The sequence below is a fragment of the Brachyspira pilosicoli genome, assembly GCF_019402445.1.
GTDB classification, from domain to species: Bacteria; Spirochaetota; Brachyspiria; order Brachyspirales; family Brachyspiraceae; genus Brachyspira; species Brachyspira pilosicoli_B.
The window spans coordinates 1-12,104 of record NZ_SRZM01000047.1 but is presented as its reverse complement, the minus strand read 5'-3'; the positions used below and the strand labels follow the sequence as shown (position 1 = coordinate 12,104).

General features: G+C 27.1%; 14 protein-coding genes. 8 read left to right on the top strand and 6 right to left on the bottom strand.

Annotated features, from left to right (window positions below):
- Nucleotides 1-539: 539 nt before the first annotated feature.
- The gene (locus E6A48_RS02130) at nucleotides 540-1,640 is read right to left on the bottom strand and encodes an ATP-binding protein (RefSeq protein WP_219708335.1); all 1,101 of its coding nucleotides are present in this window, start codon (nucleotides 1,638-1,640) and stop codon (nucleotides 540-542) included.
- Between the two features lie 185 nt (nucleotides 1,641-1,825).
- On the opposite strand from E6A48_RS02130, the gene E6A48_RS02125 reads away from it, so the two are divergent.
- Nucleotides 1,826-2,188: a hypothetical protein gene (locus tag E6A48_RS02125; RefSeq protein WP_219708334.1), complete on the top strand. Its 363-nt coding sequence runs from the start codon at nucleotides 1,826-1,828 to the stop codon at nucleotides 2,186-2,188.
- Here the strand turns inward: E6A48_RS02125 and E6A48_RS02120 are convergent.
- The 4 genes from E6A48_RS02120 to E6A48_RS02105 form a co-directional block, all read right to left on the bottom strand.
- Nucleotides 2,182-2,757 carry an energy-coupling factor transporter transmembrane component T family protein gene (locus tag E6A48_RS02120; RefSeq protein ID WP_219708333.1) on the bottom strand — a complete coding sequence of 192 codons (576 nt, stop codon included), beginning with the start codon at nucleotides 2,755-2,757 and terminating at the stop codon, nucleotides 2,182-2,184. The genes E6A48_RS02125 and E6A48_RS02120 overlap by 7 nt on opposite strands.
- A gap of 2 nt (nucleotides 2,758-2,759) precedes the next feature.
- Nucleotides 2,760-3,320: an elongation factor P gene (gene efp / locus E6A48_RS02115; RefSeq protein ID WP_013244001.1), complete on the bottom strand. Its 561-nt coding sequence runs from the start codon at nucleotides 3,318-3,320 to the stop codon at nucleotides 2,760-2,762.
- A gap of 123 nt (nucleotides 3,321-3,443) precedes the next feature.
- Nucleotides 3,444-4,568, bottom strand: a complete 1,125-nt coding sequence (locus tag E6A48_RS02110; RefSeq protein WP_219708332.1) for an MGDG synthase family glycosyltransferase — start codon at nucleotides 4,566-4,568, stop codon at nucleotides 3,444-3,446.
- 262 nt (nucleotides 4,569-4,830) lie between these two features.
- The gene (locus E6A48_RS02105) at nucleotides 4,831-5,832 is read right to left on the bottom strand and encodes a hypothetical protein (RefSeq protein ID WP_219708331.1); all 1,002 of its coding nucleotides are present in this window, start codon (nucleotides 5,830-5,832) and stop codon (nucleotides 4,831-4,833) included.
- 233 nt (nucleotides 5,833-6,065) lie between these two features.
- On the opposite strand from E6A48_RS02105, the gene E6A48_RS02100 reads away from it, so the two are divergent.
- Genes E6A48_RS02100 through mreD form a run of 7 tightly spaced genes read left to right on the top strand, consistent with a single transcriptional unit; the run spans nucleotide 6,066 to nucleotide 11,139 of the window.
- Nucleotides 6,066-6,482 (top strand): response regulator, encoded by a 417-nt coding sequence (locus E6A48_RS02100; RefSeq protein ID WP_013243999.1) that lies wholly within the window; start codon nucleotides 6,066-6,068, stop codon nucleotides 6,480-6,482.
- Between the two features lie 23 nt (nucleotides 6,483-6,505).
- Complete coding sequence (locus tag E6A48_RS02095; protein ID WP_219708330.1) at nucleotides 6,506-7,336, top strand: CheR family methyltransferase; 831 nt, start codon at nucleotides 6,506-6,508, stop codon at nucleotides 7,334-7,336.
- On the top strand, nucleotides 7,336-7,740 hold the full coding sequence (locus E6A48_RS02090) for a bactofilin family protein (RefSeq protein ID WP_219708329.1): 405 nt from the start codon (nucleotides 7,336-7,338) through the stop codon (nucleotides 7,738-7,740). Before E6A48_RS02095 ends, E6A48_RS02090 begins: the two co-directional genes overlap by 1 nt.
- 2 nt (nucleotides 7,741-7,742) lie before the next feature.
- Complete coding sequence (locus E6A48_RS02085) at nucleotides 7,743-8,681, top strand: tetratricopeptide repeat protein (protein WP_219708328.1); 939 nt, start codon at nucleotides 7,743-7,745, stop codon at nucleotides 8,679-8,681.
- Between the two features lie 5 nt (nucleotides 8,682-8,686).
- A complete protein-coding gene (locus E6A48_RS02080; protein WP_219708327.1) occupies nucleotides 8,687-9,712 on the top strand; it encodes a rod shape-determining protein in 1,026 nt (341 codons plus the stop codon).
- A 12-nt stretch (nucleotides 9,713-9,724) separates the two neighbouring features.
- Nucleotides 9,725-10,603 (top strand): rod shape-determining protein MreC, encoded by an 879-nt coding sequence (mreC, locus tag E6A48_RS02075; RefSeq protein WP_407928811.1) that lies wholly within the window; start codon nucleotides 9,725-9,727, stop codon nucleotides 10,601-10,603.
- Nucleotides 10,600-11,139 (top strand): rod shape-determining protein MreD, encoded by a 540-nt coding sequence (gene mreD, locus E6A48_RS02070; RefSeq protein ID WP_219708326.1) that lies wholly within the window; start codon nucleotides 10,600-10,602, stop codon nucleotides 11,137-11,139. Before mreC ends, mreD begins: the two co-directional genes overlap by 4 nt.
- Nucleotides 11,140-11,288: 149 nt before the next feature.
- Here mreD and E6A48_RS02065 read toward each other — a convergent pair.
- Nucleotides 11,289-12,104, bottom strand: an 816-nt coding sequence (locus tag E6A48_RS02065; protein ID WP_219708325.1) for a PIN/TRAM domain-containing protein, incomplete at its 5' end; no start/stop codon positions are given.

Here is a 12,104-nt window from a genome sequence, read left to right as displayed (position 1 = left end):
TTTGGTTCTTTTTGCGGCGGGAAAAAGAACGACAAAAAAGTTGAATAAAACAAAAAATTACATTGTAAAATATAGTTGTTTAACATATCTTAAAAGAATTTAAGTTTTTTGCTTGTGGTGGCTTTGCCACCACGCCCCCAGTTCTTTTGCCGATAGGCACCTACTCGGTATTGGTATAAAAGAACCCTATATCCTTCGGATACGCTTCGCGAAGAACTGCATTTTTTTATCTAAAATGTTGGTATTACTTCTTTTATAAATATTTATTGAATACAAAGCTAAAGTATTTGCACTTTTTGCAACTTTTTGCGGCGGGAAAAAGTTGATAGAAAATTATTATTTTAATATATATTAAAAATTTTTAACTTTTTTATTTTAGTTATTTGCAGGGCTTTGCCCTTAACGAAGTACACACCGTGCAGCACCCCAGTTCTTTTGCGACCGAAGGAAGTGCCCTTGCGGCGTGCCACAAAGAACCAAAAAGGATGCATTTTTTAGCCTAAAATAAAAGCTTGGAGTATAGTTTTATATAAAATCAATTATTTTATAATATTCCTGCTGTCATAATATTCCTGCCACCTGCGGCCTAGTTTTTGTGCTTTTATTTTTACAGCATTATTAAAATAGTGCCTAAGTTTTGATACATCGTCTTTATTTTCTTTTACAACGCTTCCAATAAGATTTTCAACTACTGTAGACATATTAATATTTCCATCAGCATAATAGTATGAATGAAGTGCCGACTGATAATAAACTGATACGGCCTCAGCTGTACTCATTATAGAATTAAGCTCCTGAAGTTTGGTATTATCCTCGCTTATTCCGTTTCTAAGTTCATTAAAAGTAGTAGCTAGTACATTAACTACATCATAATCTATATTTATATCAATATTAGCAAGTTCAAATAAACTTTCGCATTGATTAGTTATTATTTCAGATTCTAGTTTTATATCCTTTATAGGCTCAACAGTTTCAAAATTAAATCTTCTCTTTAAAGCACTACTCATTTCATTAATGCCTTTATCTCTTGTATTTGCTGTAGCTATTACATTAAAACCAGCATTTGCAAATAATACTCTGTTTTGCTCTGGTATATTCATTATCTTATCGCTTAATATACTTATTAAAGAGTCTTGTATTTCAATAGGGCATCTTGTAATCTCTTCAAATCTTGTTATAAATCCATTACTCATGCCTGTATAAATAGGAGATGGTATTAATGCTTCATCGACAGGTCCCTTAGCAAATAGCAAAGCATAGTTCCAAGAATATTTTATATTATCTTCGTTAGTTCCTGCAGTTCCTTGTATTGTGATTGTGCTGTTTCCGCTAATGGCTGCAGATAATAATTCGCTAAGCATTGTTTTTGCTGTTCCTGGCTCTCCTACAAGCATTAAGCCTCTGTTGCCTGCTAATGTAATTATTGCTCTTTCAACTAAAGCATCATCTCCATAAAACTTCTTTTTTATAATAGTGCCGTCTTCAAACTCTTTGCCAAGTATAAAATCTCTCACTGCTTGAGGGGATAATTTCCAATTTTTTGGCTTTAGATTTTTATCTCTGTTTTTTAATATTTCTAATTCTTCTTTGTAAAGTTCTTCCATTAATGGTTTTTGATGTTGATTGTTATTATTTGGCATTTTATTCTCTTTTTTTAAAAATAATTATCTTAATTATTATTTTAGTATATATTATAAGTAATTTGTTTTCAAACTTTTGTGGGTTTTAATATAAAATTATATAAAACATGAACTATATATTGTTTTCATAATTTTATAAAAATATAAAATAATAACTACTAAAACAATATAAGAAGGAGTTTGGTATGATATATGCGATAGTGCCTCCAAAATGTATTGAAGGCGATACAAATGAATATCATATATTTGAAGCATATTTTAACATCAATGATAATACCATCACTATTAATGTTCACTCTATATCTAGTTTGCATATAAAAATAAAACCTAGATATAAAAACATGGTAAATAACAATTTTAAAGAGAATTATATTTCTATTAATATAGAATTGAAAGATGGTAGAAATAAAATGTTAAAATATAAATATTATAAAAATCCTAATGGTATATTTATGACAGAGAGCAGAGAAGATACTATTGTTGTTGCCGTTTTACTTAAGAATTATTTATGCAGTAATTGTGCTCAATTTTTATTTGGAAGTCAGTAAGTTTTTATATCTTGAGATTTTCTATAATTATTAATGAATCTATCGTATGGGTAAAGTTTAAAAGAATCTCTATAAACATTTTCTAGTAGTTTTTTTACTAAATTAATTTTTTCTCTAAAAGTTTTATTTTTATCCTTTATTTTATTAAACTCTAAAAAAAATGATTTTTTTACTATATTCATAAATATATTAATTCTTATCATCTCATCAAAAATTATTCCATTTGGTATTTTAATTTTCTTTATAAGAATGAAAAATATAGATAAGAAATATAATAAACTTAATATTCTAATAAAGTATATTATTGTAAAATTAGCACCCACTTTATCTATGTATATGCCTAATATATTATAATATTCTCCTCTGGAATTTAACCCTTGAATAATGAATACAGCCAAAAAATATGGTATAAGATGCAATAGCCTTTTTATAGTTTTATATAAAGACTTTGTAAGTATTATATGAATTATAAATAAGGCTACTGTTATATATATTAATATGTTTACTTTTACAGTAAAAATGATTATGAATAAGAATAAAGCTAATATAATAGAAGTTATATAAAGCATAATTATTTATTTACGCGTTCAACATAACTGTCATCTCTAGTATCTACTTTAATTTTATCTCCAATATTTATGAATAATGGTACATTAACTTCTATACCAGTTTCTAATTTAGCAGGTTTTAAGGTACTTCCAGTAGTATCTCCTTTAAAACCAGGTTCTGTATAAGTAACTTCCAAGATTACATGTATAGGGAATCTTACAGCAGTAACTTCTTCATTTATATATTGCAAATCAACTTCGCTGTTATCTAATAAATAATATTTGTTATCACCCAAAATATCTTCATTAACATGCACTTGTTCATAGTTATCAAGTATCATGAATATATACTCATTTCCTTCGCTATATAGATATTGAGCTTTTTTGTATGCAATATCAGCCTCTTCAACAGTTTCAGTAGAAGCAAAAGTTTTTTCAACCATATTGCCTTTAATCATGTTTTTTAATTTAGTTCTTACATTGGCTTTTCTCTGCTGAGCTCTATGAAAGTGAGCATCTATTACTAGATAAGTTTCACCGTCTAATATAATAGCATCGCCTTTTCTTAAATCATTAACATCCATAAATAAAACCTCTGATTATAATATATTTTTTAAGATAGATAGTTTAAGCATTATATTTTATTAGCAGAAAAAAAGCAAATAATTTAAATAATATTAAAATATAATAATTTATATAATGCTATATTAATCATTAATTAATTGATTAGCTATATATTCAACAATTTTCGATGTAACATCTCTACCATAATAGTTAAATTGAGCTTCTCTTATTTTTAATAATCTCTCTCTATTATTTTCGAGTAATAAATTTATTTTGTTAAATATATCATCTGTAGATGAAGTGTCATATCCTAAATTATTATTTTCTAAATAAAGAGGTGTATCTTCTTCTTGTCCTGGTAAAGCCCCCATAGAAATAATAGGTATAATACAATTAATAGCTTCAACCACTGATAAAGTACCGCATCTTGTTATTAAAACATCATTGTTATAAAATAAATTAAATAATTCTTTAGTGTATCCTATAATATTAACAGGTTTATCGTAGTTTTTTAATCTATTTTTTATTCTGATATAACTATTTTTATTTCTACCACATACAACTGTAATATCGCAATCAAATTTTTCATGAATATTTTTTATCATATAAAATATTCTTTTTGATTTTTCTGTATTGTTTAATATTAATATTCTTAATTTGTTATTAAAGTTTGTATTTGCTCTTATTTCATCTATTGTTTTGTATTTAGAAATAAAGTGATTTCTAACTGGAATACCAAAGGTTAGAACTTTATCTTTATCTATGCCATTATTTATTATAAATTCAGTAGCTTCTTTAGATGGACTTATTATTTTATTTGTTCTATTATCAAGCCATATTCTTGAAACACTAACTAAATCTGTTATTAAAGTATAAAATTCTATGTTATGAATATTATTTCTTTCCAATATATTTAATATACTGCCATTAAACATTGGATGAACGCTTAATATTAGATTTGGTTCATAAGAATTTATCAATTTTATAAATTTCTTTTGTATATTTTTAGATGTATTTTTGTTAAAAAAAATGCTATTTTTATTAGAAATAAAAAATATTTTTTCCCATAAATTAGGTAAATATTTTATACAAGGATTATATAACATTTCAATTTGTTTTAGTTTTTTATTTCCTAATTTAAAACCATTTATTACTTTGCATTCTATTTTATCTTTGTATTTTAGTTTAAAATATTGTAATAAAGCTGTATCAACGCTTTTATGACCATGTCCTGTATATTCTGATGATATTATTAGAATTTTTTTCATAGTTTTATACCTCTATTTTTTATAAAAATAAAATTTTGAAATAAATAAAAATTTTGCAATACAAATATAATATGTATTAAGTATTTAGAAGTATCCTTATATGATATTAAAGCATTAGTGTAGACTGTAGACTGTAGACTGTAGACTGTAGACTTATATTAATCATATTCGTATTATATATTAAAAGATAATAATGTCAATTTTTATAATAAAAAACTATTTGTTTTTATTGTAAAAGTGTGATTATATTTAAATAATAAATTTAAAAGAATAAACTAGCCTCTAAACCAATCTTGCTTTCCATCTTTTTAAAAGCATAAAGCTGTCTAGAGCGAAGATATTCGTATTTAATGCCGATTGCAAATCTATAAATTTCTAGCCCTAAAGCTACAGATACAGAAGGCGACCATTTATAAATGGATTCTATTGCATTATATCCATCTCCAGCAGCTTTTCTATCTATTCTATTAAACTCATCATATTCACCAGCTACATAAAATCCTGTAATTAAATTCATCTCTCCCCACAAAGGAAATCTAAAATCACTTCCTGCATATATAGTAAATATATTAACTAAATTAGACTTTTTAAAACCAGTAATTGCAAATAGAGTACCGCCATAAAAAGAAAACCAACCCCATCTATAATATGCAGCAATATGCATCTGTTCAAAGCCTACATCTATAAACTCATCATTTATCTTGTTATGCAATGAATTATCTCCTAATATATCTCCGCCCATGTGGTAGCATACATGTTTTAAAGGAGCGAATCTTATTTTAAGTTTATTTTTAAATATGTAGTCAAAATACGCCTCTACTTGCATATATGTGCTAAATAAAAAACTAGTGCCGTATAGTTTGTCGTATTTGTATTGATAGTGTGCAAAATTAAACTTTGCAGAATAAGCTACACCTATTCTAAATCTATGTGTTTCTTCATTTATATTAAAAGCTATTGGTGCTAATTCTGTAGATAGTGTTGGGCTATGAAATATTATTACTTTATCTATAGTGAAGTTTTTATTATTATAAAGTTTATTAGCATTAAATATTGTTCCAAACCAGAATTTTGTGTTGTAGTTATTTATGTCTGCGTAGCCTGAAAAGTATTTATCAGTTTCTGGATTTCTTAGAGGGTTATATTTCCACTGAGTTTTTACTTTTTGTGAATAGTTATCCATTTTTTGTTCTAAAGAGTTTGTATTTTGAGCATTTAGTATAATAGTAAGAAGTATAAAGCACAGTAATGTATGTTTAATCATTTTCTATTTTTCTCTAGATTTTTTAGCGGAAATTATATGTTTTTTAAGGAAGTTGTCAATATTTTCATTAAAAAATAATAATGTAATTTAAATCTTTACTTGCAAAAAATTATTATTTTGATAAAATAGATTTGTATATAATAATACATACTAGTAGAATTTTATAAATTTACACTAAATTATAAGAATTTCTAATACGATAATATTTTTTAGAGTTTAAGGAGTAATATAATATGTCTGATATAAATAAAAAAGTGGCAGATGGTATAAATGAGTTTGGTAAATCTTTTAGAGTTTTATTAGTAGATGATTCAGCATTTGTAGTGAAACAATTACAGCAAATATTGGTATCAGAGCAGTATAGTGTAGTAGGAACAGCAGAAAACGGCGAAGAGGGCGTAATGATGTATAAAGAATTAAAGCCTGATGTTGTTACTATGGATATTACTATGCCTAAGATGGACGGTATTACAGCTCTCACTAAAATAATAGAGTTTGATAAAAATGCTAAAGTTGTTATGGTTAGTGCTTTAGGTAAAGAAGATATGGTTAAAAAGGCACTTCTTGCTGGTGCTAAAAATTATATTACTAAACCTTTGGATAGAAAGAAAGTTCTAGAGCGTATAAAAATGGTTCTAGATAAGAAATGATTTAAGAATACGGTATTTTTAATTTGAGTAATAATGGTTTAACTGAAGAATATTTAGAATTATTCAAGGAGTTTATTTATAATAAAAGCGGTATACGTTTTAATCTCATCAATCAGGTAATATTAGAATCTAGAATAGAGTCTTCTATGAAGGAAAGAAATATTTTTAATGTAGGGGACTATTTTCATCTTGTTTCTACTGATAAACAGGAATTAAAGTTATTTTTAGATAATATAACAACCAATCTTACTAAATTTTTTAGAACAGAGAGTAATTTTAATTTATTAAAGAATAAAGTTTTACCTATAGTATTGAATAATAAAAAATATTCAGAGCCTATATATATATGGAGTTCTGGTTGTTCTACAGGGGAGGAGCCATATTCCATAGCGATGACTTGTTTAGAAACTCCAAATCTATATAGAAATAATGTAAAAATATATGCAACAGATATTTCTATGCAATCGTTAGAAGTTGCAAAAATTGGAATTTACGATAAAGATAAAGTTACTAATATAAGTGATGAGTATTTAACTAAATATTTTGATGAGATGCCTAATGGAAAATATAAGGTTAAAGATGATGTAAAAAGTATGGTTACTTTTGAATATCATAATCTTATTACTCCAAATAATAGATATTTAAATATAGATATAGTTTTTTGTAGGAATGTGCTTATATATTTTGATAATGAATCTGTTAAATTGACTGTTAATAGATTTTATGATATATTAAATAAACATGGATTTTTATTTATAGGGCATAGCGAGTCTTTATTTGGACTTGATACGAAATTTAAATTTAATAATATAGATAATTCGATTGTATATACTAAAAGTGAGGAGGTATTTTAATGTTTAGAAAGAATGAAATATCAGAATCAAATTCAATAATAGGTGAAGGTTCATATTTTAGAGGTGAGTTTACACTTAATGGTAGTTTAAGAATAGATGGTTGTTACGAAGGTGACAATCTTGAGGTTGATAGCCTTACTGTAGGAAATAGCGGAAAGGTAAAATCTAATATAAAAACTAATTCAGCTATTATAGAGGGTATAGTAATAGGAAATATTGAGGCAAAAAATAGAGTGATGCTTATGCCTACAAGCAGAGTTCTTGGAGAGATTCGCACACCTGAGCTTATTATACAAAATGGTGTTATACTTGAAGGAGTTTGTATAGTATCACCTGAGCCTAAAACTAATCCTAGAGAAACTATACTTAATTTATATAACTCTTCTTCAAATAATAATCAATAAATATGCCTTATTTGTATGATGTTGAAAGAAAGATTAATGCAAAAATCATTGTTGCAACTTTAGCGGGTATTATTGTAACTGTTATAGTATCTTATTTATTTATTTCAAATTATATAGAGAGAAAGAGAATTAGATATATTTATGATTATATAGCTTTAGAAGATTATGATAATGCTTCTTTTATATTTAAAGACCTTTATAGCAGAAAACCTTTAAATAAAAATATATTAATGGCTGGTATTGATTTGTATTATAATATTCTTTTAATAACTACCGATAAAGATACAATTACAACGGCAAGTGAAAATATTACTAAATATGCAAAGCAGATGTTATTAACATCAAAGTTTATAAAAAATAAATATGTAATATATCAAAGATTAGCTTATGGATTTCAGAGGCTTGGAAGTTCTTATTATATAGATGCTTATAATTCTTATTTAGAGGCTATAAAAAATGGCGATAATAGAGTATCTACTGTAATAGAGCTTGCTAAGATATGTTATAGAATTGGATATTATGAAGAGGCAATAGAGAATTTAGAATATGCTATAAAAAGAGATACAGAGAATAACAAAGAGTTTTTAAACTTAGAATTATATTATGAACTTGCTGTTGCTTATGAAGGAAATAAAAATTACACTAAAGCAATACAAATACTTTCCTATATAGATGGTAAGTTTAACAATGATTATAAGTTGGAAGCTAAATCATATTCTAAACTTGGTGATTTATATTATAGACAGGGATTATATAAAGAAAGCGAATTTTTTTACAAAAAAGCACTATTATTAGATGACAAAAATCCTGATTTATATTATAGTATAGGGGAATTATTTAGAAAAACAAAGCGGATAAACGAAGCGATTGCTATGTTTAGAGAATCATTAAAAATAGATAATAACTATAAACCCGCTAGGGATGCATTAAGGAGATTATAGTATATATGTTTAGTTGGTTGTATAATATGTTCTCAAGTGATATGGGAATAGATTTAGGTACTGCAAATACTTTAGTTTATGTTAAGGGAGAGGGGATTGTTTTAGCAGAGCCTTCTGTGGTTGCTATAGAAAAAAGCACTGGTAATGTGATAGCTGTTGGTAATGATGCTAAAAGAATGCTTGGTAAAGTACCAAATTCTATAGCTGCTATTAGACCTATGAGAGATGGGGTTATTGCAGATTTTGAAACTGTTGAAAAGATGATAAGATATTTTATCAATAAAGTTCACAATAAAAAAACTTTAGTAAAGCCTAGAATTGCAATAGGTATTCCTACAGGTATTACAGAAGTTGAGAGGAGAGCCGTACGTGAGAGTTGCGAGCAGGCGGGAGCTAGAACTATATTTTTAATAGAGCAAGCTAGGGCTGCTGCAATTGGAGCAGATATGCCTATTAATGAGCCTCATGGTAATATGATTATAGAGATAGGGGGCGGTACTACTGAGGTTGCTGTACTTTCACTTGGAAGTATGGTACGCAGTGCTTCTATACGTGTGGGTGGTGATGAACTTGATGATGCTATCATTAAATATATGCAAAGAACTCACAACTTATATATTGGTGAAAAAACTGCTGAAGAGATTAAGATTAATATTGGTCATGCTTATAAGGGTGATATATCTAAGACTATGGATATAAGAGGAAGAGATTCTGTATCTGGTCTTCCTAAAACTTTAACTATTAACAGTGCTGAAGTAAAAGATGCTATATCTGATATATTACTTGAAATATTGGAAGCTGTAAAATATGTACTTAATCAAACACCTCCAGAGATAGCTGCTGATATTGTTGAGAGAGGCATTGTTATGAGTGGTGGTACTTCTTTACTTCCTGGTTTTACAGATTTAATATCTATAGAAACTGGTGTTCCTGTTATACTTGCTGAGAGCCCTCTTACTTGTGTGGCTATTGGATGCGGTAAGTTTATAGAAGAAACTAGAAATTTAAAAAATTATAGAAGATTTTCTTAAAAAGTGAATAATATATTAAAACACAAATTACTTATACTTTATATTACGCTTAGTCTTATAGCGTCAATATTTATGGTGCTTAATAGGAGTAATTTTGTTTTTGATTTACGTTCTATATATGCACTCGGTGTATATCCTGTACAAAATGCTACGCAAAATATATCAAAAGCTTTTGTTTATCTTTATACAAGCATTACAGATATATTTACACTTCAAAGTCAGCTTCAAGTTCTTAGAGATAGAATAGCAGAATTAAACGGCACAGCTTTAGAATATGAACAGCTTCGTCAGGAGAATTCAAGGTTAAGAGCATTATTAAATGAAGCTCCAACCGATGAATACCCATTAGAATATGCTGAGATAGTTTCAAAAGACCCTCAAAACTTTTACAACACTATAGTGATTAACAAAGGAAGGGCTCATGGTATTGTTGTGGGTATGCCTGTTATATCATATAAAAGCGGATACAAGGGGCTTGTTGGTAAGGTTGTAGAAGTGAGAAAGTACAACAGCAGAGTTTTATCTCTTATAGATGAAAGGTCGCAGATATCTGTTATGCTTGAAAGTTCTAAGGCTACTGGTATTATGAGCGGGCAGAATCCTCGTTCTACTCAAACACATTTGCAGTATATTGATTTGCAGATTGATGTTGAAGAGGGTGAAAAAGTTTATACTAGCGGAATGGGTGGAGTTTTCCCAAGCGGAATATTGGTTGGAAATGTGTTTAAAGTTGAGAAAAAGAATTATGGACTCTTTCACGATTTATATATTGAGCCTATAGTAGATTTTTCAACTTTAGAGAATGTGTATGTGATAAAAAAGATTCCAGACAGAGAAATTATTATGCTTGCTAATGAAGAATATGAAGAGGGTGAAGTTACAAATAAATGAAAAGAGCAATAACTGTTATAATAAGTTCATTAATCCTTTTAATAATACAATCTTCTCCTGCTTATGATTTGATTAGAATAACATTGGGTGCTAAACCTGATTTGCTTCTTATATTTTTAGTATTTTTATCATTTAGATATGGTTCTTTTGAAGGAATTATATATGGTTTTTTAATAGGAATAATGCAGGATATTGTTTCTAGCTCTACATTTGGTTCTTATGCTATAATATTTCTTAATATTGGTTTGGTTGTTGGTTTCTTTAATAGCAGAATATTTATTAAGCAAATTGCAGCGGGTATATTTGTTACTTTAATTGGGTATTTAATAAAGATTATTGCTTTATTTTTTGTAATGGCTATATATGCAGATTTATCAAGTGTTGCTGTGCTTATGCGTTCTGAATTATTTATAGGTCTTCCTCTCACAGTAATACTTTCTTCACCGTTGTTTATACTATTTGAAAAGATTGCTCCTATAGTGTATGACAAAAATAAGATACATGTAGATGACAGTACCAAAACTTACGAAGATTGATTTTTTAAATTATTATAAAAATATATGTTTGCTAATTTATATGTTTTTATCAATTATTATCAGCTTTTTTTATAGTCGTAAATATATAAATGTATTTACTTCAGTAAAAAAATATATTTATGAAAGAAAGTTATAAAATTAACTAAAAATTATTTATGCTCTCGGTTTTGTTTTTTCTTATTGTTTTGCTGATTATTATTTTGTTTACTCACCAAAGAAGCAAATATTACTCTTCCAGCCTCTTTAGGAAGTACATTATCTATTTCTATATCAACAGTTTTGCCTATTAAATGTTTAGCATTGTCTACAACTATCATAGTACCGTCTTCTAAATAACCTAATGCCTGTTTATCTTTGCCTTCTCTTATTAAATCAATCTTTATAGTTTCTCCTGGAAGCACAACAACTTGTAAACAATTAGCTAAATCATTAATATTTAATATATCAACTCCATGAATAGAAGCTACCTTCATCAAGTTAAAGTCATTAGTAATAACTTTAGCGTCCATTTTTTTGGCAAGTTCTATGAGTTTTAAATCCACTTCCTTGATGTTTGGAAAATCTACATCTGTTACAGAAAGTAATATATTTTTTGAAGATTTCATTTTATTTAATATTTCTAAAGCTCTTCTTCCTCTTATTCTTTTTTGAGGGTCTCTTGAATCGCTTAAAAATTGTATTTCTTTTATTACAAACTCTGGAAGTATTAAAAGCCCGTCAAAGAATTTTTTTTCTGCTATATCATATATTCTTCCATCTACTATTACAGAAGTATCTAATATTTTAGCTGTTTTTATTTTATCAGTTTTTGTAAGTTTTAATATATTTGATATATTTGGTATTAATGATGATATTATAGAGAAAGTCAAATATCCTTCAATAAATAGTATTATAAGTTTATTATTTAATGATAAATTTATGCCTATTATATTTATAACATTTAAAGTAAGTATTACAGTTATTAT